24 protein-coding genes and 1 pseudogene are annotated in these 18,787 nt (G+C 73.4%); 11 read left to right on the top strand and 14 right to left on the bottom strand.

The features are described from left to right. The first annotated feature begins 381 nt into the window (after positions 1 to 381). Both BLV96_RS01105 and BLV96_RS01100 read left to right on the top strand, forming a co-directional pair. Positions 382 to 1,053: a TetR/AcrR family transcriptional regulator gene (locus BLV96_RS01105; protein WP_341866065.1), complete on the top strand. Its 672-nt coding sequence runs from the start codon at positions 382 to 384 to the stop codon at positions 1,051 to 1,053. A 65-nt stretch (positions 1,054 to 1,118) separates the two neighbouring features. Further along, positions 1,119 to 2,255 carry an acyl-CoA dehydrogenase family protein gene (locus BLV96_RS01100; protein WP_086674319.1) on the top strand — a complete coding sequence of 379 codons (1,137 nt, stop codon included), beginning with the start codon at positions 1,119 to 1,121 and terminating at the stop codon, positions 2,253 to 2,255. On the opposite strand, the gene BLV96_RS01095 is transcribed toward BLV96_RS01100, so the two are convergent. Further along, positions 2,252 to 2,719: a MarR family winged helix-turn-helix transcriptional regulator gene (locus BLV96_RS01095; protein WP_208608100.1), complete on the bottom strand. Its 468-nt coding sequence runs from the start codon at positions 2,717 to 2,719 to the stop codon at positions 2,252 to 2,254. The two genes, BLV96_RS01100 and BLV96_RS01095, sit on opposite strands and share 4 nt — an antisense overlap. 67 nt (positions 2,720 to 2,786) lie before the next feature. Between BLV96_RS01095 and BLV96_RS01090 the strand changes: the two genes are divergently transcribed. The 3 genes and pseudogenes from BLV96_RS01090 to BLV96_RS50455 all read left to right on the top strand — a co-directional run bounded on the left by BLV96_RS01090 (position 2,787) and on the right by BLV96_RS50455 (position 4,452). Then, a complete protein-coding gene (locus BLV96_RS01090) occupies positions 2,787 to 3,824 on the top strand; it encodes an LLM class flavin-dependent oxidoreductase (protein ID WP_086674321.1) in 1,038 nt (345 codons plus the stop codon). Further along, positions 3,821 to 4,033: pseudogene (locus tag BLV96_RS50460) on the top strand (NAD(P)-binding domain-containing protein); the annotation flags it as partial. The gene BLV96_RS01090 and the pseudogene BLV96_RS50460, both read left to right, overlap by 4 nt. Positions 4,034 to 4,293: 260 nt before the next feature. Then, positions 4,294 to 4,452, top strand: a complete 159-nt coding sequence (locus BLV96_RS50455; protein ID WP_244179990.1) for a hypothetical protein — start codon at positions 4,294 to 4,296, stop codon at positions 4,450 to 4,452. Here BLV96_RS50455 and BLV96_RS01080 read toward each other — a convergent pair. Then, entirely contained in the window at positions 4,433 to 5,797 is a 1,365-nt protein-coding gene (locus tag BLV96_RS01080) for an MFS transporter (RefSeq protein WP_086674322.1), read from the bottom strand. The two genes, BLV96_RS50455 and BLV96_RS01080, sit on opposite strands and share 20 nt — an antisense overlap. 96 nt (positions 5,798 to 5,893) lie before the next feature. Here BLV96_RS01080 and BLV96_RS01075 point away from each other — a divergent pair, with 96 nt between their 5' ends. The 4 genes from BLV96_RS01075 to BLV96_RS01060 all read left to right on the top strand — a co-directional run bounded on the left by BLV96_RS01075 (position 5,894) and on the right by BLV96_RS01060 (position 8,543). Further along, entirely contained in the window at positions 5,894 to 6,409 is a 516-nt protein-coding gene (locus BLV96_RS01075) for a winged helix-turn-helix transcriptional regulator (RefSeq protein WP_086674323.1), read from the top strand. Positions 6,410 to 6,476: 67 nt separating this feature from the next. After that, a complete protein-coding gene (locus BLV96_RS01070) occupies positions 6,477 to 7,034 on the top strand; it encodes a TetR/AcrR family transcriptional regulator (protein WP_086674324.1) in 558 nt (185 codons plus the stop codon). Between the two features lie 10 nt (positions 7,035 to 7,044). Continuing rightward, positions 7,045 to 7,788, top strand: a complete 744-nt coding sequence (locus BLV96_RS01065) for a cupin domain-containing protein (protein ID WP_086674325.1) — start codon at positions 7,045 to 7,047, stop codon at positions 7,786 to 7,788. Then, positions 7,785 to 8,543: an SDR family NAD(P)-dependent oxidoreductase gene (locus tag BLV96_RS01060; protein WP_086674326.1), complete on the top strand. Its 759-nt coding sequence runs from the start codon at positions 7,785 to 7,787 to the stop codon at positions 8,541 to 8,543. Before BLV96_RS01065 ends, BLV96_RS01060 begins: the two co-directional genes overlap by 4 nt. Here the strand turns inward: BLV96_RS01060 and BLV96_RS01055 are convergent. Genes BLV96_RS01055 through BLV96_RS01035 form a run of 5 tightly spaced genes read right to left on the bottom strand, consistent with a single transcriptional unit; the run spans position 8,478 to position 11,521 of the window. After that, entirely contained in the window at positions 8,478 to 8,903 is a 426-nt protein-coding gene (locus tag BLV96_RS01055) for a hypothetical protein (protein WP_086674327.1), read from the bottom strand. The genes BLV96_RS01060 and BLV96_RS01055 overlap by 66 nt on opposite strands. Next, the gene (locus BLV96_RS01050) at positions 8,900 to 9,838 is read right to left on the bottom strand and encodes a metallophosphoesterase family protein (protein ID WP_244179989.1); all 939 of its coding nucleotides are present in this window, start codon (positions 9,836 to 9,838) and stop codon (positions 8,900 to 8,902) included. The genes BLV96_RS01055 and BLV96_RS01050 overlap by 4 nt, the downstream gene beginning before the upstream one ends. Beyond that, complete coding sequence (locus BLV96_RS01045) at positions 9,835 to 10,233, bottom strand: plastocyanin/azurin family copper-binding protein (RefSeq protein WP_244179988.1); 399 nt, start codon at positions 10,231 to 10,233, stop codon at positions 9,835 to 9,837. The genes BLV96_RS01050 and BLV96_RS01045 overlap by 4 nt, the downstream gene beginning before the upstream one ends. A 38-nt stretch (positions 10,234 to 10,271) precedes the next feature. Further along, the gene (locus BLV96_RS01040; RefSeq protein WP_086674328.1) at positions 10,272 to 10,949 is read right to left on the bottom strand and encodes a Rieske (2Fe-2S) protein; all 678 of its coding nucleotides are present in this window, start codon (positions 10,947 to 10,949) and stop codon (positions 10,272 to 10,274) included. After that, on the bottom strand, positions 10,946 to 11,521 hold the full coding sequence (locus BLV96_RS01035) for an RNA polymerase sigma factor (protein ID WP_086674329.1): 576 nt from the start codon (positions 11,519 to 11,521) through the stop codon (positions 10,946 to 10,948). The genes BLV96_RS01040 and BLV96_RS01035 overlap by 4 nt, the downstream gene beginning before the upstream one ends. A gap of 114 nt (positions 11,522 to 11,635) precedes the next feature. Between BLV96_RS01035 and BLV96_RS01030 the strand changes: the two genes are divergently transcribed. Further along, a complete protein-coding gene (locus tag BLV96_RS01030) occupies positions 11,636 to 12,907 on the top strand; it encodes a vanadium-dependent haloperoxidase (protein ID WP_086674330.1) in 1,272 nt (423 codons plus the stop codon). 3 nt (positions 12,908 to 12,910) lie between these two features. Here the strand turns inward: BLV96_RS01030 and BLV96_RS01025 are convergent, their stop codons facing one another. The 3 genes from BLV96_RS01025 to BLV96_RS01015 form a co-directional block, all read right to left on the bottom strand. Next, a complete protein-coding gene (locus BLV96_RS01025) occupies positions 12,911 to 14,233 on the bottom strand; it encodes an alpha/beta hydrolase (protein ID WP_244179987.1) in 1,323 nt (440 codons plus the stop codon). Positions 14,234 to 14,313: 80 nt separating this feature from the next. After that, positions 14,314 to 14,772, bottom strand: a complete 459-nt coding sequence (locus BLV96_RS01020; RefSeq protein ID WP_244179986.1) for a MarR family winged helix-turn-helix transcriptional regulator — start codon at positions 14,770 to 14,772, stop codon at positions 14,314 to 14,316. A 42-nt stretch (positions 14,773 to 14,814) separates the two neighbouring features. After that, positions 14,815 to 15,300: a MarR family winged helix-turn-helix transcriptional regulator gene (locus tag BLV96_RS01015; RefSeq protein ID WP_086674332.1), complete on the bottom strand. Its 486-nt coding sequence runs from the start codon at positions 15,298 to 15,300 to the stop codon at positions 14,815 to 14,817. Between the two features lie 83 nt (positions 15,301 to 15,383). Between BLV96_RS01015 and BLV96_RS01010 the strand changes: the two genes are divergently transcribed. Continuing rightward, positions 15,384 to 15,815, top strand: coding sequence for a DUF6069 family protein (locus tag BLV96_RS01010; protein ID WP_086674333.1), 432 nt, complete (start codon positions 15,384 to 15,386; stop codon positions 15,813 to 15,815). On the opposite strand, the gene BLV96_RS01005 is transcribed toward BLV96_RS01010, so the two are convergent. The 4 genes from BLV96_RS01005 to BLV96_RS00995 are packed head-to-tail and all read right to left on the bottom strand — an operon-like array spanning position 15,768 to position 18,770. Further along, positions 15,768 to 16,757 (bottom strand): amidohydrolase family protein, encoded by a 990-nt coding sequence (locus BLV96_RS01005; RefSeq protein WP_086674334.1) that lies wholly within the window; start codon positions 16,755 to 16,757, stop codon positions 15,768 to 15,770. The two genes, BLV96_RS01010 and BLV96_RS01005, sit on opposite strands and share 48 nt — an antisense overlap. After that, the gene (locus tag BLV96_RS01000; RefSeq protein WP_086674369.1) at positions 16,754 to 17,797 is read right to left on the bottom strand and encodes an amidohydrolase family protein; all 1,044 of its coding nucleotides are present in this window, start codon (positions 17,795 to 17,797) and stop codon (positions 16,754 to 16,756) included. Before BLV96_RS01000 ends, BLV96_RS01005 begins: the two co-directional genes overlap by 4 nt. Further along, positions 17,794 to 18,084, bottom strand: coding sequence for a hypothetical protein (locus tag BLV96_RS48995; RefSeq protein ID WP_143050903.1), 291 nt, complete (start codon positions 18,082 to 18,084; stop codon positions 17,794 to 17,796). The genes BLV96_RS01000 and BLV96_RS48995 overlap by 4 nt, the downstream gene beginning before the upstream one ends. Continuing rightward, a complete protein-coding gene (locus BLV96_RS00995; protein WP_086674335.1) occupies positions 18,081 to 18,770 on the bottom strand; it encodes a GntR family transcriptional regulator in 690 nt (229 codons plus the stop codon). Before BLV96_RS00995 ends, BLV96_RS48995 begins: the two co-directional genes overlap by 4 nt. Positions 18,771 to 18,787: the final 17 nt, after the last annotated feature.

Here is an 18,787-nt window from a genome sequence, read left to right as displayed (position 1 = left end):
CGAAAGGAATCCCGGAATGCGCTCGACGGAACGACTGACGGCGCGCCGCCTCGACGGTCGGGGTGTGCACCGAAGCCGTGCGGATCGCCACAGTCACCCCGGACCTCACCGACCCGCGGGCCGCGGCGAACCGCGCGCACGCGGCCGCCGGCGAATTGGCCGGCTGGCGGAGCGCGCGGCGAACACCACGGCCGCCGACGCGATCGGCGCCCTGGCGGAAACCGCCCGCCCCGGTGCGGGCGACCGACGCTTCGGCCACGTCCACAGCGCCACGCCTGCCACTCCCAGTGCTCCGCCGCGCTTCACCGCGGTCCGGCGGGTCGATTCGGCCAGAGCGTGTCGGGCCACCGCCCACAAGAATTAGGCTGAGAGGATCGGGAGGTGCCTGTGGACCCCGTGGTGTCGCCGTTCACCTCCGCGCCGGGCGCGGAGTCGCTCCTGCAGCGCGCCTACACCGACGCGCTCGAGCAGGTCGGCGACGCCGATGAGGTCCGCGTCCGCGTGCTCGACGCGGCCTTCGAGCAGTTCTGCCGGATCGGCATCCAGCGCTCCACCATGGAGGACGTCGCCAAGCGGGCCGGGCTGTCGCGCATCACCGTCTACCGGCGCTTCGCCACGAAGGACACGCTGGTCGAGCACGTCGTGCGCCGCGAATACCGTCGCTACTTCGACCGGTTCCTCGCCGAGATCACGCAGGCCGAGACCGTCGCCGACCGGGTCGTACTCGGCTTCGTCAGCTCGCTGCGCGCCATCCGCGGGAACCCGCTGATCGGCGGGCTGATCGCCGCCGAACCGGGGCTGCTCGCCTCGTCCATGATCACCGACGGCGGGCGGACGCTGGCCACCGTCCAGCAGTTCGTGGCCGGCCAGCTGCGGCGCGAGCAGCACGCCGGGACGGTGTCCGCCGAGCTCGACGTCGAGGTCGTGGCCGAGCTCATGGTCCGGGTGTCCGCGTCCTTCCTGGCGATCCCCAGCCTCGTCGTCGACCTCGACGACGAGGCCCGGCTGGCCGACCTGGCCCGGCGCTACCTCGTCCCGATGCTGGACACCTGAGCCGCGCGCGGATATGAAGATACAAGACAGGTAGCCTTGTATCTTTCCGACCGCCGGGAGCGCCCGTGAGCCTGAGCACCGAACAGCGCGACTTCGTCGCCGCCGTCGACGACCTCTGCCGCCGGGAGGTGGGCACCCGCGAGAAGTGGCTGGCCCTCACCGACGACGGCCGGAACCCGCACAACGACGCGCTGTACCGCAAGATGGCCGAGCTGGGCTGGCTCGGCGTCGGCGTCCCGGCCGAGTACGGCGGCGCCGGCCAGGGCATGCTCGACCTGGTGCTGTTCCTGGAGACGACGGCCTACCACCAGGCGCCGATCGGCGGGTTCGCCACGTCGGTGATCACCGCGGCGTCGTACGAGAAGTTCGCCGGCGAGGAGCGCAAGCACGAGGTGCTCGGCGCCTTCCTCCGCGGGGACGTCCTCGCCGTCTCGATGTCCGAGCCCGGCGCCGGCTCCGACGTCGGGGCGCTCGCGTGCAAGGCGGTGCGCCACGACGACGGCTGGGTCGTCGACGGCCAGAAGACGTGGTGCTCCAACGCCCACATCGCCCAGCACATCCTGCTGGTCGCGCGCACGTCCGCCGACGGCGGCAAGCACGACGGCCTGACCATGTTCTCGGTGCCCGCGGGCGTCGACGGCCTGGCGGTGCACGGCATCGACACGATGGGCGGGCGCGAGGTGAACGACCTTTACTTCACCGGCTGCACGCTGCCCGGCGACGCGGTGGTCGGCGAGGTCGGGCAGGGCTGGCGGCAGCTGATGGCGGGGCTGAACCTCGAACGCATGATCCTGGCGGCCCTGATGCTCGGCACCGCGCGCCGCGCGTTCGACGACACGGTCTCCTACGTCAAGGACCGCCGGCAGTTCGGGCGCCCGGTCGGGTCGTTCCAGGCACTGCGGCACCGGATCGCCGACCACGCGACCGAACTGGAGTGCACCCGCCTGCTGGTGCACGACGTCGCCCGCAAGATCGACGCCGCGGCCGGGAAACCCCTGCCGCGCGAGGCTTCCATGGCGAAGCTCAAGGCGACGGAGTTCGCGAAGGCGATGGCCCTCGACGGCATGCAGATGCTGGGCGGCTACGGGTACGCGACCGAGTACGGCATGGAACGCCTGCTGCGCTCGACCGTGGTGTCCACTGTGTACGGCGGGACGAGCGAGATCCAGCGCGACATCATCGGCAAGACCTACGGGCTCTAGCCGAGGTTGGCCCGGAGCGCCGCCGCGACCTCGCCGGCCGCGGCGAGCTGCTCCGGGGTCAGCGCGTCGACGAACAGCTCGCGCACCGCGGTCAGGTGCGGAACCGTCGACGCGCGGAACGCCGCGTCGCCTTCCGGTGTCAGCACCACTTCGGCGCCCCGGTTGTCCGTCCGGCACTCTTCCCGCCGGATCAGGCCGCGCTTCTCCATCCGGCCGAGGTGGTGCGACAGGCGGCTGCGCTCCCAGCCGACGTCGTCGGCGAGCTGCGACGAGCGCAGCCGCCGCTCGTCCGCCTCACTGAGGGCGAGCAGGACCGCGTAGTCCCCCGGGGACAGCCCGGACTCCGCCTGCAGGCGCGCGCCAAGTTCGGCGCGCAGGGCTTCGGCGGTCTCGATGAACCCGCGCCAGACGCGCAGCTCCTCCGTGGTCGGCAGCACGCGCCGCCGTCGTGTCGGCTGGGTCACCACACCTCCTGATTGACACGTCAATCATATCGAGCGGATGATTGACACGTCAACCAAAGGAGTCATCGTGACCGACCTGGAATTCGGGCTCGACACCTTCGGCGACGTCGCGCAGGACGACGCCGGCCGACCGCTCTCCCCCGCCGCCGCCATCCGGCAGGTGGTCGACGAAGCCGTGCTCGCTGATGAACTCGGTGTCGACGTGCTCGCGCTCGGCGAGCACCACCGGCCCGAGTACGCGATTTCCACCCCCGAGACCGTGCTGGCGGGCATCGCCACGCGCACGTCGCGGATCCGGCTGTCCTCCGGCGTGACGGTGCTGAGCTCGGACGACCCGGTCCGCGTGTTCCAGCGCTTCGCGACGGTCGACGCCCTTTCGCACGGCCGCGCCGAGGTCATCCTCGGCCGCGGTTCGTTCACCGAGTCGTTCCCGCTGTTCGGCTACGACCTGAGCGACTACGACACGCTGTTCGAGGAGAAGCTCGACCTGTTCGTGCGGCTGCTCGACGAGAAACCGGTGACCTGGCGGGGAACCCTGCGGCCGGCGCTGGTGGACGCCGACGTCCACCCGAAGACCGAGAGCGGGCGGCTGAGCACGTGGGTCGGCGTCGGGGGTTCGCCGCAGTCGGTCATCCGCACCGCCCGCCACGGCCTCCCGCTGATGCTGGCGATCATCGGCGGGCCGCCGGGGAGGTTCGCGCCGTACGTCGACCTGTACCGCAGGGCGGCCGCGCAGTTCGGGACGACCGCCCACCCGGTCGGCATGCACTCCCCCGGGTTCGTCGCCGACACGGACGAGCAGGCGCGCGAAGTGTTCTGGCCGCACTACCGCGTGATCCGCGACCGGATCGGCGCGCTGCGCGGCTGGGCCCCGATCCGGCGCGCGGAGTACGACCACGAGATCGAGCACGGCTCGCTGTACATCGGGTCGCCGGAGACGGTCGCCCGCAAGATCGCCCGCGCGGCCAGGGAGCTGGGCGTCGGCCGGTTCGACCTGATCTACACGGCGGGCGCGCAGCCGGTGAGCGCGCGCCTGCGGGCGGTGGAGCTGTACGGCACCAAGGTGCTCCCGATGGTGCGCGACCTCTTGGCGGCGGCGGACTGATCCTCGGGATCCTCGGCGCGGGCAAGGTCGGCACCGTCCTGGCGCGCCTCGCTCTCGCGGCCGGGCACGACGTGCTCGTGACCGGCTCGGGGGCACCCGGGAAGATCGCGCTCGCCGTCGACGTCCTCACCCCGGGCGCGGTCGCGGTGACCGCGGCGGACGCGGTGGCCAAGGCGGACGTCGTGCTGCTCGCACTGCCGTTGGGCAAGTACCGCACGCTCCCGGCGGCGGCGCTCGCCGGCAAGCTCGTCGTCGACGCGATGAACTACTGGTGGGAGGTCGACGGCGTCCGCGCCGACTTGCGCGAGTCGACCAGCGAGTCGGTCCAGGCCTTCCTGGCGGGCGCGCACGTCGTGAAAGCGTTCAACCACATGGGCTACCACGACCTCGAAGACGAGGCACGGCCGCCGGGCACGCCGGGCCGCAAGGGATCGCCATCGCGGGCGACGACCCGGCCGACGTGGCGCGCGTGGCGGACCTGGTCGACGCTCTGGGCTTCGACCCGGTCGTCGCCGGCCCGCTGGCCGAAGGCGTCCGGCTCGAGCCCGGCGCCGAAGCCTTCGGCGCGAATGTCGGCGCGGGCAAGCTGCGGGCGATGCTCGAGCGGTTCACACGACCGCCGGCGTGACGCGCCTCGCCCGGGCCGTCAGCGCCGCGATCGCCGCCGCGCCCGCCAGGGACACCGCGATGCCCACCACGACCGCCGTGTTCCAGCCCGCGGTCAGCGCCTCCCGCGAGGGATGCACAGCCAGCACGCTGACCACCGTGACGCCGAGCGCCGCGCCGACGTAGCGACTCGTGTTGTTGATGCCGCTGCCCATTCCGGTCCGGTGCGGCGGCACGCTCGCCACCGCTTCGCGTCCCAGGGACGCGTTCACCACGCCCGTCCCGAACCCCGCCACCACCAGGCCCGGCAGCAAGGCCGCCGGGCCCGAGGCCGGCGTGACGAACGCGAGCGGCACCAAACCCGCCGCCACCGCGACCAGGCCCGCGCTCAGCCGCGCGCCGCCGGAGAACGTCGACGGGAGCCGGCGGGTCAGGATCGCCGACACCACGCTCGTCGCCGACCACGCGAGCACCACCAGCGCCGCCGCCAGGGGGCTCAGGGCCAGGCCGTTCTCGAGCATCGTGCAGAGGAACGCCATCAGCGCGGTGACGCCGGCGCCCGCCACGAACGCGCCGGCCGTCGCCGAAACCAGTGCCGGGCGGCGGAACAGCGTCAGGTCGAGCATGCCGCCGCCGGAGCGGTGCTGGTGGGCGAAGAACGCCGTGAGCAGCACGACCGCCGCCGCGATCAGGGCCAGTTCCAGGGGACTCGTCCAGCCCTGCCGGCCTTCGGTGAGCGCGGCCAGCAGCGCCGCGAGGCCGCCGCCGAGCAGCAGCGCGCCGGGCAGGTCGACCGTCCGCGGACGGTCCGATTCGGACTCCGCCAGCAGGACCCGGCCGAGCACGGCGACGCCGAGCGACAGCACCGCGATCACGACGTAGAGCACGCGCCAGTGGTGGTCGAGGGCCGCGCCCACCAGGGGGCCGATCGCGATGCCCGCGCCCAAGCAGGCACCCCACAGGCCGGTCGCGCGGCCGCGGCCGGCGGCGTCGGGGAACGCCGGGCCGAGCACCGCGAGCCCGCACGCGATCAGCGCGGCGGAGCCGAGGCCTTCGACGACGCGGCCGCCGATGAACGTCAGCGGCCCCGGCGCGACCGCGCACAGCAGCGAACCGGCGGCCGTCACGACGGCGCCGGCGACGAAGACGCGCCGCCGGCCGAAGTCGTCGCCGATCGCGCCGGCCGGCAGCAGCGCGACGGCCAGCCCGAGGCTCATCGAGCTGAGGATCCAGGACGTCGCGACCGCGCCGGCACCGAGCCCGCCGGCCACCGCCGGGACGATCGACAGCGGCGCGGTGAAGACGAAGAGCGCGAGCAGCGTGGCGCCGCCGGAGGCGACGAGGACGGCTCCGGGGCGGCTGGCCATGCGGGCTCCTGAGTTGATTCGGTCACCGAACTCTTTCGCCGCGGAGACTAGCACGGTTGGTTCGATGAACGAACTCTTCTGTGGCAGACTGGACGCATGGCGCTGCCCCGCGAGTACACGAACCAGGCCTGTTCGATGGTCCGCGCGCTGGAGATCGTCGGTGAGCGCTGGACGCTGCTGATCGTCCGCGACGCGGTGTTCGGCGTCCGCCGCTTCAGCGATTTCGTCGAGCACCTCGGCATCCCCCGCGCGGTGCTGACCGAACGGCTGGAGTTCCTCATCGGCGAAGGCGTGCTGGAGCGCGTGCCGGGCCCGGGCAAGCGCAGCGAGTACGAGCTGACCGCGAAGGGCCGCGGGCTCTGGCCGGTCGTGCGCGCCCTGTCGGCGTGGGGCGACGAGCACTACGCCCCTTCCGGCCGGCGCCGCGTGTTCGTCCACGCGGGCTGCGAGGGCGAAGTCGCGCAGTCGGGTACGTGCCTGCGCTGCGGCGAAGACGTCACGCTCACCGAAACGGTGATGACTCCAGGACCGGGCCTCACGCCGTCGCCGGAAGACGGCCAGGTCACCGCCATCCTTGCGCGGCCGCGTCCCCTCTTGCGGCCCATCCACTGAGCCACGCCGCGCCCGAAGAGGACAACAGCTCTGGCTTCTGTACCTACTAGTATGTACAGTCCCGGACGTGGACACCAGGGACCAGCTCATCGACAGCGCTCGCGAGCTGCTGTGGGAGCGCGGGTACGTCGGCACCAGTCCCAAGGCCATCCAGCAGCGTGCCGGCGCCGGCCAGGGCAGCATGTACCACCACTTCTCCGGCAAGCGGGAGCTCGCGCTGGCCGCCGTGCGGCGCAGCGCGGACGAGTTGCTGACCGCCGCCGACTCCCAGCTGCGCGGGCCCGGCACCGCCGTCGAGCGCATCACCGCGTACCTGCGCCGGGAGCGCGAGGTGCTCCGGGGCTGCCCCGTCGGCCGGCTCACCCAGGACCCCGAGATCGTCGCCGATCCGGAGCTGCGCGCGCCGGTCGACGCAACGCTGACCCGCCTGCGCGCGCGGCTGGCCGAGGTCCTCGGCGAAGGCCAGGCGGCGGGCGAGCTGCCCGCCGGGCTGGACCCCGCCGCCTTGGCCGCCACCGTCGTCGCCGTCCTGCAGGGCGGGTACGTCCTCGCCCGCGCCGCGAACTCCCCCGTTCCCTTCGACCAGGCCGTTTCCGGTGTCCTCGCCCTGCTCACCGTCCACTGAGGAGTCTTTCGTGCACGTCCGGCCCGTCCCGCAGACCAGCACGCCCGCGCCCGCCGACGCGATCAGCGGCAGCGCCTGGGTCACGTCGCTCGCCGTCCCCGAAGGCCCGTCGCGCACCCGCGTCGACCGCGTGCAGTTCGCGCCCGGGGCCCGCACCCGCTGGCACCGGCACCCGCTCGGCCAGGTCCTCGTCATCACCGACGGCACCGGATATGTGCAGCGGCGCGGCGGCCCGGCCCAGCTGGTCCGGCCCGGCGACACGGTCCGGGTCGCCGCCGGGGAGTGGCACTGGCACGGCGCCACCGACACGTCCGCGATGACCCACCTCGCCATCGAAGAGATCCCCGGCGACGGCGGCGAAACCGAAATCGGCGACCCGGTGGCCGGCGGCGAACCGGCGCCCGTCCCCGCCGAGCCCGTCACGCGGACGCTCGTGCTGGAACAGCGGCTGCCGGCCCCGCGCCTGGTCGACCTCGTCGAAGTCCGCCGCATCACCATCGCGCCCGGCTACGGCGCCGGCCTGCACGTCCACAACGGACCGGTGTTCGGCAGCATCGAGACCGGTTCGGCCGTCTACCAGATCGAGGGCGAGCCCGAGACGCTGCTGCGGCCCGGAGACGTCTTCCACGAACCGGAAGCGACCCGGATCGCCCGCTTCGACGCGCGGGAGGACGGCGTCACGTTCCTCGCCCAGTTCCCGGTCGGCCCGGGCGAAACCCCGCGGCTCGACCTGATCGAGGAGGAGGGCCGGTGAAGGGCGTGCTCGTGACGGGCGGGTCCCGCGGAATCGGCCGCGCCACCGCGAAAGCGTTCGCCGCCCGCGGCTACCGCGTGGCCGTCCACTACGGCACGCGGCGCGACGACGCCGAGACGACGCTGCGTGAACTCGACGGGTCCGGGCACGTGTGCCTGGCCGGCGACCTGGGCGACCCGGCGGCGGCACGGCGGGTCGCCGACGACGCGGTCGCCGCGCTCGGCCGGGTCGACGTCCTGGTCAACAACGCCGCCCAGGCCCCGACCGAGCGGACCCGCCACGCCGTCGCCGAAGTCGGCTACGACCAGTGGGTCGACGTGTGGCGGCGCACAGTCGAGGTCAACCTGCTCGGCGCCGCGAACGTCACGTGGGCGGTGGCCCGGCACCTGATCGAGCAGAGTCGCCCGGGCAGCGTGGTCAACGTCGGTTCGCGGGGCGCGTTCCGCGGCGAACCCGAGCACCCGGCCTACGGCGCGAGCAAGGCCGCGTTGCAGGCGTTCGGCCAGTCGATGGCGATCGCCTTGGCCCCGCACGGGATTTCGGTGACGTCGGTGGCGCCGGGGTTCGTCGCCACCGAACGCCAGGAGACCAAGCTCGCCGGCCCGGGCGGCGACGACCTGCGGGAGCAGAGCCCGTTCGGGCGCGTCGGCACCGCCGAGGACGTCGCCGCCGCGATCGTCCACCTGGCCTCACCCGGGGCCGTGTGGAGTTCCGGTGCGGTCCTCGACGTCAACGGTGCCTCGTACCTGCGGTGACCGGCGGGCGAGGAGGACCGCGACCGCGACGAGGACCAGCACCGCGACCTCCGCGAGCACGCTCACGAGTGCTTGCGGCGCGGGCCGGAACCCGCGTTCGGAGAAGCCGAACAACCCGGTGGTCCGCGACAGCACGAACCCCGCCAGCGCTCCCGCCGCCAGGCCGGCCGCCGCCAGCCGGATGAGCGGCGGGCCACCCGCCAGCACCAGGATCGCCACGGCGAGCGCCCCCGCGGCCTGCAGCAGGAAGGCCGGCCCGATCACCGGGATCACGCGGTACCCGTCGACGTAGAGCTGGGCGTGGACGTAGCCGCTGACCCCGAGGCACGCCGCCGTCGCGAAACGCAGGAGGACGTTCATGCCAGCTTCACGTCCTTCACCGCGAGGCCCGGCGTGCCCGGCCGGTAGGTCACTTCGCGGATGCCGAGCGCGTCCGCGAGCTTGCCCGCGGGCAGCGTCACCGGCGTGGGCGCGGGGCGCGTTCCCGGCTGGGGCAAGGGGTACGCGGTCGTCGTCGCGCTGTGGAAGGTGATGGTGCCTTCGGTCTTCGTGAACAACTGGTGCACGTGTCCGTTGAGGCAGGTCACCGACGAGAACCGCCGCAGGTACGACAGGGCCTGGGTGGCGTCGTCGGTGCCCCAGCCCCACGCCGGGTACATCGCGAACAGCGGGATGTGGCTGAACACCACGATCGGCGTGTCCGCACCGAGTTTCGCGACGTCCTTGCGGACGAACTCGAGCTGGTCCGGCCCGAGGTGGCCGAGCTTCTCCAGGCTGAGGGTGTTGACCAGCGCGATGAAGTGGACGCCCTTGACGTCGAAGCTGTACCAGCCGTCGCCCGCGGTGCCCGCCCCGAACGCCGCGCGGTACTTCTGCCCCGCGTCGTCGATCGAGTCGTGCTCGCCGGGCACCGTGGACACGTGCCCGGTGTCCAGCGTGCCCAGCATCTGCTTGACCTGGTCGAACTGGGCCGGGGTCGACAGGTGCGTCAGGTCGCCGGTGTGCATGACGAAGTCCGGGCGGTACCCGAGCCCGTTGATCTGGGTGAGCGCCTGGGAGAACGACGACTCGACGGCGGTGTTGGCGGGGCCGGTGAAGCCGAGGTGGCTGTCGCTGATCTGGACGAACCGCAGCGCGTTCGGGTCGTCGGCGGCGACGGCCTCGCCCGGTCCGGCGAGCCGGCTGAGCACTTCGCCGCCGGACACCGTCAGGACGACCGCGGCGCCGAACCACGCGGTGTGGCGCAGCAGCTGGCGCCGGGTCATGCCTTCGGGGTTGCCGTCTTCGTCGCTCACGGCGTCACCGTCACGGTGGCGGTCATGAACGGGTGGATCGTGCAGAGGTAGCCGAACGTGCCGGGCGTGCTGAACGTGTACTGGTAGGACTGTCCGGTTTGGAGGGTCGGCGAGCGCAGCGGGCCGCCGGACCCGGTACTGGTGACGGTGTGCGCGTCCTGGTCCTGGTTGGTCCACGTGACGGTCGTGCCCACCTTGACCGTGGTCGCGGCCGGCGTGAACGCGAACTCCTTGACGGCCACGGCGTTCGCGGTCGAGTTCGTCACCACCGGTGGCGGCGGCGGTGTCATGCTCGCCATCCCGGGCATCGACGGCGGCGCGGGCGCGGCGGCCGGCTGAGCGGCGCAGGCCGTGAGCGCCAGCGCCGCCGCCGCGGCGAGCAGGAAGTGTTTCACCCCAACGGAATTCCTCATGCCAGGAATACGCGCGGGGGTTACGCTCCCGCCGACGGGACCAGCACCTCGACCACTCCCCCGGCCTCGCGCACCACCAGGTGCGGCAACGGCGGCGGCGTCACGGGCAGCTGGTGCACGAGGACCGCGCCGTCCACGGCGAAGGACGTCCGGTGGCACGGGCAGTTCAGCCGCCGCGCGGGGGCGTCCAGGTTCAGCCGGCAGCCGAGGTGCGTGCACGTGGCCGAGACCGCGCGCACCTGTCCGCCGGAACGCTGCACGAATCCCGCCACCGCACCGAAGTCGAACGGCAGCACGCCGCCTTCGGGCAGGTCGTGCGCCGCCACTACCGCCCGCCACTCGCCGTTCTCCGGCCGCAGGACGTCGTCGGCGGGCGTTGGCGCGGCGGCCGGTTCGGCACCGGACGTCACCAGGTATTCGACGCCCGCGCCGGCGGCGGCCGCCACCGCGGCGGCCGACGACACCTGGATGAACCGGCGGCGGTTGCCCGCCGGGGCCGGTTCGCCGAGCTCCTGGGCGAGCCGGCGGTGCAGATCGGCGACGAACTCCTCGCCCGCCGCCCCGGCACCCGGGCGGGCGGCGCGCAGCAGCACCGCGGTCCGCAGTTCGGCCTCGTCGCCGGGCCCGGCCGTGAACGGGCGCGGCCGCCGCCGGCGCAGGAGGTCCTTGACGAACCGCCGGACACCTCGAGTCGTCACGGCTCCATCCCTTCCGCCACCTGGGCCGCCTGCCGCAACGCGCGGTGCTGCAACACTTTCGCGTTGCCGACGGTGATGTCCAGCTCGGCCGCCGCTTCCTTGAGCGAGCACGCCTGCAGGAACCGCAGCCGCAGGATGCGGCCGTACCGTTCGGGCAGCTGCGCGAGGATCGCCTCGGCGCGCGCGGGGGTGCGCGGGTCGACGACGCCTTCCTCGAACGCGGCGATGTCACGCTCTTCGTCGAGTGTGGTGATCTCCCGGCCGAGCGTGCGCCGCCAGTGCCCGGCCAGCACGGTCCGCGCGGTGGCCAGCAGGTAGGCCCGGACTTCGCCGACGCTCGCCGAGACGCGCAGCGGCCGCAACGCCGTGAGGAAGACCTCCGTGGTGAGGTCCTCCGCGTCGGGCCGGTTGCCGACCTTCGAGAACATCAACCGGTACAGGCGGTCGACGTTGTCGCGGTAGACCGCCTCCCAGTCCGGGTAGGCGTCCGCGCCGACGGCGTGCAGCCGCGGTCTCGGTGCCGCTTCGTCCTGTTCGGCGCTTTTGCGCCGGAACCGCTGTGCCACCGGCACCGCCCGCTTTCTCCCCTGCCGATTCTTCCCGCCAGATGAGGGATACGAGCCGGGGTTACGCCGTAACCAGGGACCGTATCGGGAAGCGGACCATCCGCCGAACCGGGGAGAGAAATGACCACATCGATGTCGCGCCGGCACCTGTTCGTCACCGGCGGCGCGGCCGCCGCCGTGCTCGCCACCACCGGCCTGCCCTCGCCCGCCGCCGCGGCGCCACCGGTCCGGCGGGGTGGCGCGGACTTCGTCCTCGCCTGGAACCGGGAGCTGCTGGCCACCGTGCGCACGCCCGGCCTGCAACCCGCGACCGTGCACGCGACCCGGAGCTTCGCCCTGCTGCACGCGGCGATGCACGACGCCGTCGTCGCGACGACCGGGACCGGGCGGCCGTACCTGTTCACCGTCGACGTCCCCCGCTCGGCGGACCCCGAGGCGGCCGCGGCGCAGGCCGGGCACGACGTGCTGGCCGCGCTGTACCCCGCTCGCGCGGGCGAGTTCGCGAACCTGCTGGCCGGCCAGCTGACGCGCGTGCACCCGGCGGGTCGCGCCGCCGGGGTGCGGGCCGGTGGGCTCGTCGCCCGGCTGCTGCTGGGGTTGCGGGCGAACGACGGCTCGGCCGCGGTCCCGCCGGCGATCCCGCCGGGCACCGCGCCGGGGCAGTACCGGCCGGCGCCGCCCGCGTTCGCGCCCGCCGCGTTCACCCACTGGGCCGCCGTGACGCCGTTCGTGCTCGACCACGCCGGGCAGTTCCGGCCCGGCGCCTACCCCGCGCTGACCGGCGCCCGGTACGCGCAGGCGCTGAACGAGGTGGCCGCGGCCGGACAGGACACCAGCACCACCCGCACCGCGAACGAGACCGAGCAGGCGCGGTTCTGGGCGGCGCCGATCTGGAACTACTGGAACGAGATCGCGCAGTCCGTCGTCGGCGGTTCCCACGCCGGACTGCTCGTCGCGGCGCGGGTGTTCGCGCGGCTGAACCTCGCCTTCGCCGACGCCGTGATCGCGTTCTACGAAGCCAAGTACCACTACCGGATCTGGCGCCCGATCACGGCGATCCGCCTGGCCGGCGACGACGGCAACCCGGCGACGGACGCCGTCGCCGACTGGTCGAGCCTCGCCGCCACCCCGGCCGACCCGGCCTACCCCGGCGCGCACAGCGTCGTCTCGCAGGCGGGTTCGGTGGTGCTGCGCCAGGAGTTCGGACCGCGGTGGCCCCTGGCCGTCACGTCCGAAGCGCTGCCCGGGGTGGTGCGCCGGTTCACCACGTTCCAGGACGCCGCCGACGAGGCCGGGCTCAGCCGGATCGTCGCCGGCGTCCACACGCGGATCGACCACGAAGCCGGGCGGCAGCTCGGCCTCGACGTCGCCGCGTTCGTCCTCCGGTCGTGACCCCTACCGGCGGGCACCGGTCAGCGACGGCGGGTCGAACCGCACGTACCGGCCGGTGCCGCCGGCGGCTTCGTTGAGCCGCCGCGCCTCGGCGACGTCACCCCACCGCCCGGTCTCGATCCGCGACTCGAGCGCGTGCAGGGCGGCGATCGTCTCCGAGGTCCGGAACGCGCAGTGCCCGGTCGCGCCGACGTAGGCCTGGCGCAGCAGCGCCCCCGCACCCGCCCGGCGCACCCGATCGCCGTACCAGTCTTCCTGCTCCACCGGCACGAGCTGGTCGGCGACCGTGTGGACGTCCAGCGTCGGCACGCGCAGCCGTCCGGTCACCGCGGACGTCCGCGCGAGGGTGCGCACGGCGCGGGAGTCCGGCCGGATGTCGGCGTCCCGGGTGAGCGTCGCGAGGTCGGCGTCCAGGTCGAGGCCGGCCGCGCGGTAGAGGGCGCGGACCTGGCGGGCGTGGCTGCTGCCGGCGAGCAGGGCGCGGTAGTCGACGCCGGCGGTGAACGCGCTGTTGCCGCCGGCGGCCAGCTCGATCTGGTAGCGGCCCGAAACGACGAACCCGAGCACGAGCTGGGAAAGTTCCTGCTGCTGCTGGACTTCCTGGCCCGCGTAGTCCGCCGGCGGCGTCGGGCCGGTGAACCAGCCGGGCTCGTTCATCAGCGCGGCGGCGAGCGCGATGCGCGCCTGCCCGGCGGGCGTGGCCTGCGCGTCGGTGGCGATCTTCGTCAACGCGGCGGCCGACGCGCTCGCTTCGGCCGGGCTCGCGAACCGGACGAGCTTGACGTCCTGCGCGGGCGCGAGGAGGTGGGCCAGCGCGTATTCGCCGTCCAGCTGGTAGTTGTTCAGGTTCAGGCCGCCGGCGACGAGCCCGCAGGTGCTCAGCACGCCGTCGAGCCCGCCGCGTTCGGCTTCGAGGGCGCTGACGAGGCCGCCCATCGAGGTGCCCCACGCGATCGTGCGGCGCGGGTGGCCGGTCAGCCGCTCGACCGCCGCCAACGCGCCGAACTGGTCGTCGACGGCGGAGGCGAGCGCCCACCACGACGGGCCGCTGTAGGAGGAGCCGACCAGCGCGTACCCGCTGCCGAGCAACGCTTCCCGGGTCTCGTCGTCCGGCGCGTCCTGCGCGGTGAGCGGGCCGAACCCGTGGCTGTAGAGGATGGTCGTGCCGTTCCAGGCCGCTGGTACGTCGGCCACCCAGGTGGCCCCGTCCGGCAGCCGGCCGGTGTGGTGTTCGCTCGTGGCTGCGGCCGCGGTCCCCGGGGCCAGGCCGGCCGCCAGCAGGATCGCGCCGAGCAACGCCAGGACGCGCATGGAGGTGCCCCTCACCCCGGGCCACCCGTGCCCGGCTCGATGTGGCACCGAGAGTCCCACGCCGAACGGGAGATGTACAGGTTTCCTGTACTTTTTCAGCGCGACGGCCGGTCGGCGAGCGCCGCGTGGCACGCGACGACGTAGGCGCGGAACCGGGCCGCGTCGCGCGGGTTCAGCTGCGAAACCATCCGTTCTTCCAGCGCGGTGACGTCGTCGCGGACCCGGTCGAGGAGCTCTTGCCCGGGGCCGGTCAGGCCGATGACCCGCCGCCGGCGGTCCCGCGGATCGCCTTCCCGCACGATGAGGCCCCGCCGTTCGAGCGCGACGACCATGTCGGCCATCGCCTGGTCGGTGACGAAGGAGTTGCGCGCCAGTTCGGCGGTGGCGAGCCCGGACCGCCGCTCCAGCACGGTGAGCGCGGTGTACTGCAGAGGCGTGAGCGCGACCGGGCGGAGCACCTCGTCCAGCCGGGCCCGCACGGCGAGCTCGAGCTGCTTCACGAGGTACAGCAGGCCGGGGCCGGCGGCTTCGGGCGCGGGAACGGGCTGGGACACGGTCCCATGGTGGCCGACGGCGAACCCCGGCGCCCGGGCCGGTCAGCCTTTCGGCCGCTTGAGCACCTCGGTGGGCAGCCCCAGGTTGTCGACGACCCGTTCGACGGCGTCCCCGAGCCGCACGAAGTCCGCGCCGAGCGGCTCGATCACCAGCCGCCGGACGTTCGCCACGTGCGCGGGTGACGCGGCGGCCAGCTGCGCGCGCCCCGCGTCGGTCAAGGTCGCGGTGGTGAAGCGGCGGCCCTGGCCGGTGCACACCTTCCGGGTCACCCAGCCGCGGTCCTCCAGCCGGGCCACCGCGTGGGAGATCCGCGGCAGCGAGCCGTTGGCCATCTCCGCGATCTCGCTCATGCGCAGGTTCTCCCCCGGCACCACCGAGAGCCGCGCCAGGATCATGTAGCCCAGCAACGTCAGGTCCGCGTCCCGCAGCAGCTGGCTTTCCAGCGCTCCCGGCAGCGTGAGCAGCACCTTCGCCAGGTTGACCCACGCCCGCCGCTCGTCGTCGCCGAGCCGGTCGAACGGCTCCACTGCTTCTCCAGGCTCGTGCACGCTTGACTTTAACACGCAACTCAAACTACCTTTGGGTTTAACACGCAACCCAAGGAGGAGCGATGCCGACCACCGCCACCCCGACCTCGGTCCTGGTTGTCCGCCTGGGGATCGCCCTCGTGGCGGCCGCCGGCGTCAACAGCCTCCTCGCGCTCGGCGCGTCCTCCCTCGACGACGGCGGGATCGGCATGGGCCTCAACGCCGGGTCCTACCTGCCGGCGACCGTCGTCGGGCTCCTCGTCGGCACCGTGGGCTGGTTCCTGATCGCCCGCCGCGCCCCGAAGGCGCTGCGCGTCGTCGTCCCGCTGGCCCTGGCCGTGACCTGGATCCCGGACCTGCTCCTGTTCACCGCGGGCGCGACGGCGGCCAACGTCGTCGGCCTGATGCTGATGCACCTGGCGGTCACCACCGCGGTCGTGCTCGCCCTCCGCCCGACCCTGCCGGACTCAGCTCCGGCGTCGGCCGCGGGTGACGTCCAGCAGGTCCACAGCTGACGCCAGCCGCGGGAACAGGCGGGCGCAGTTGGCGGTGGTCAGGTCCCGCCAGGTCGTGCCGTCCGGCTGCGCCGCCGCGTCGATGCTCGCCAGCTGCGCGTCGACCGCGGCCGGCGGGGTCCAGCAGAAGTCGCTGCCGTAGAGCAGTTTTCCGGTGCCGAACGCGCGCTCGAACGCCGGGACCTGGTGCGGGAACGGCGTTCCCGCGAGGTCGAACCACAGACCGGCGATCTGGTCCCCGACCGCGGGGTCGCTGTCCGCGCCCGCGAACGCGGTGCGGAACAGCTCGAGGCGTTCGGCCAGCAGCGGCAGCACGCCACCGCCGTGGGTGAAGATCCACGGGATGTCCGGATACCGCCGGAAAACCCCGGTGAAGACCAGGTCGCTGACGGTCCGGCCGGTGTCGAAGAGGAACTCCAGCATCGGCCGCGGCCGGCCGAGCGCGATCGCCTCGGCGTTCGGCGGCGACGTCGGGTGGACGAACACCGGCGTCCGGCGGCGGGCCAGCTCCGTCCACAAGGGATCGAAAGCCGGGTCGCCCAGGTAGCGGCCGCCGGCGTTGGTCTCGACCGTCACGCCGTCGCAGCCCAATTCGTCGACGGCGTAGGCGAGTTCGGCCAGCGCACCGTCCACATCGGGCAGCGGCAGCGACGCGAAGTGCCCGAACCGATCCGGGTGCGCCCGCCGGGTTTCCGCGCCCGTGTCGTTGACGTGGCGGGCGAGCTTGCGGGCCGCGGCGTCGTCGCCGAAGTGGACACCCGGCGAGGAGATCGAGAGCAGGGACACCGCGACACCCCAGCGGTCCATCAGGTCGAGGTGCCGCGCCGCGTCCCAGGTGGGCCAGCCGGGCATGCCGTCCGGCGAGCCGTGCCCGGCGGCGATCGCGGCTTCGGTGTACTCCGGGGTGAGGAAGTGCGCGTGGACGTCGACGAGCCCGCTCACGCGACCGCCACCCCGGCCGCCCAGACGCCGCGGATCTTCGCGGTCGCCGTGATGTCCCGGGTGGGGTCGCCGTCGACGAGCACGACGTCGGCGCGCAACCCGTCGCGCACGGCACCGCGGTCGGGGAAGCCGAAGTACCGCGCGGGCAGGTCGGTCGCCGCCCGCAGCGCGTCCACTTCGGACAGTCCGGCGCCGGCCAGCAGCGCGAGTTCCTCGTGCAGGCTCGCCCCGTGCACGACCGGGACCGGCAGCATCGGCGCGGAGAACGCGTCGGTGCCGGCGAGGATCGGCACGCCGGCCGCGTGCAGCGCCGCGACCGAGTCGCGGCTGAAGCCGTAGCCGTCCGCGCCGAGTTTCGTGGTGAGCGCGGCCATCATCGTGAGCGTCGGGACGGCGATCTGCCCCTGTTCGGCCATCCGGGACGTGGTTTCGGTGTCGAGGACGCCGTCACGCGGGACGTGGGTGACGACGTCCGCGCCGGCCCGGACCGCGCGGCGGTAGGCGTCGACGGAAGAAGCGTGGGCGACGGTGAGCTTGCCGTGGGCCTTGCCTTCGGCGACGACCGCGTCGATGGTCGCCTGGTCCAGGAGGTCACCTTCGATGACGACCTTGACGTAGTCGGAACCCTCGGCGACGCGGCGCGCGACGAAGTCCGCGGCCTGCCCCGGCGCGGTGAGGATCGCCTCCGCCGGCATGCCGGGCATCTTCGCGTGGTTGCCGCCGGGGCCGATGGCGGGCAGCCCGGCACTGCGGATGTCGGGCACCCGCCCGCGGAAGGAGTCGACGCGCTCGCGTGGCCAGCACGCCATGTCGAGCGCGGTGGTGATGCCGTGCGCGGCGAGGGCCTGCAGGTCGCCGGGGGTGAGGAGGTGGACGTGGGCGTCGAAGAGGCCGGGCAGCAGGGTGGCCCCGGCACCGTCGACGACCTCGGCACCGGTCGCGTCGGTGCCGAGGAGCGGCCCGTCGAGGACGACGGTGGTCGGTTCGGTCAGGCGCGCGCCGTCGAAGACGCGGACGCCGGTCAGGGCGGTCTTGGTCATGATGCCTTTCCGGGAAGCCAGGTTAAGAGCGTGTCGTAGAGTTCGGCGACGCCGTCCGGGCGGTCGTCGCCGTAGAGGTCGTCCGGGACCGGGTACCCGCGGTGGCCGAGCACCTGCGCCAGGAACCGGTAGGACGGAATCCCTCGATCGCGCGACAAACTCCTCCCCGGTGCCCCGGAACAGCTGAGCCGCACGGCCGCGTCCGGTGCGTAGCAGGCCCGCATCCGGTCCCACCAGCCGCGGTCGCGGCCCTGCCGCTCACGCAGGACCACCTCCGCCGGGGTCACGACGCGGGCTCGGCGCTGAAGCTCGAATCCATCAGGATCTCCTTCGTCCGGTTGACGTGCGCCTCGAACCGGGCGACCGCCAGGTCGGCGTCGTGCGCCAGCGCCGCGTCCACCAGGCCCTGGTGCTCGCCTTCGACGTCACGGTGGTGCTTTTCGCCGCCGGGGCCGGACCACGCGCGGTAGAGCTCGGCGGCGTCGGACAGGCGGGTGCAGATGTCGAGCAGCACGACGTTGCCGCACGCCTTGATCAGCGTGTGGTGGAACTCCAGGTGCGCGCGGGCCCACTCCTCGTTGCGCCGCATCGGCGATCCCGGCAGGATCATCGGCTGCCCGGCCAGCCGGTGGTGCGCGGCCAGCACCTCCGACTCCCACGTGACGCCGCCGCGCTGCACCGACAGCCGCAGCGCCGAGCCCTCGTTGATCGCCCGGGCCTCGGTCAGGTCGGTGAGCGCCCGCATCGACAGCGGCGTGACGCGGAACCCGCGGTTGCGGTCCACCTGGACGAGGTCCTTGGCCGCGAGCAAGCCCAGGGCCTCCCGCACGACACTGAGGCTGACCTCGAACTCCGCGCTCAGCTCCGCGGGCTTCACGCGCTCGCCCGGGGCCAGTTCACCGTTGAGGATCGCCGACCGCAGCCGGTGGTACACCGACACGGCCAGGCTTTCGCCACCCGCTCTCTTCGCCATGCCGAAACGATAACACA

Source organism: Amycolatopsis pretoriensis, from assembly GCF_900107925.1.
Taxonomy (GTDB): Bacteria; Actinomycetota; Actinomycetes; order Mycobacteriales; family Pseudonocardiaceae; genus Amycolatopsis; species Amycolatopsis pretoriensis.
The sequence above is the reverse complement of the archived record's forward strand: the minus strand, read 5'-3'. Positions and strand labels throughout refer to the sequence as shown.

Excerpts from the sequence above, each read along its gene's own strand:
- BLV96_RS01080 (WP_086674322.1), bottom strand. The coding sequence starts at position 5,797 with ATGGCCAGCCGCCCCGGAGCCGTCCTCGTCGCCTCCGGCGGCGCCACG.
- BLV96_RS01075 (WP_086674323.1), top strand. The coding sequence starts at position 5,894 with ATGGCGCTGCCCCGCGAGTACACGAACCAGGCCTGTTCGATGGTCCGC.
- BLV96_RS01055 (WP_086674327.1), bottom strand. The coding sequence starts at position 8,903 with ATGAACGTCCTCCTGCGTTTCGCGACGGCGGCGTGCCTCGGGGTCAGC.
- BLV96_RS01030 (WP_086674330.1), top strand. The coding sequence starts at position 11,636 with ATGACCACATCGATGTCGCGCCGGCACCTGTTCGTCACCGGCGGCGCG.
- BLV96_RS01010 (WP_086674333.1), top strand. The coding sequence starts at position 15,384 with ATGCCGACCACCGCCACCCCGACCTCGGTCCTGGTTGTCCGCCTGGGG.
- BLV96_RS01000 (WP_086674369.1), bottom strand. The coding sequence starts at position 17,797 with ATGACCAAGACCGCCCTGACCGGCGTCCGCGTCTTCGACGGCGCGCGC.
- BLV96_RS00995 (WP_086674335.1), bottom strand. The coding sequence starts at position 18,770 with ATGGCGAAGAGAGCGGGTGGCGAAAGCCTGGCCGTGTCGGTGTACCAC.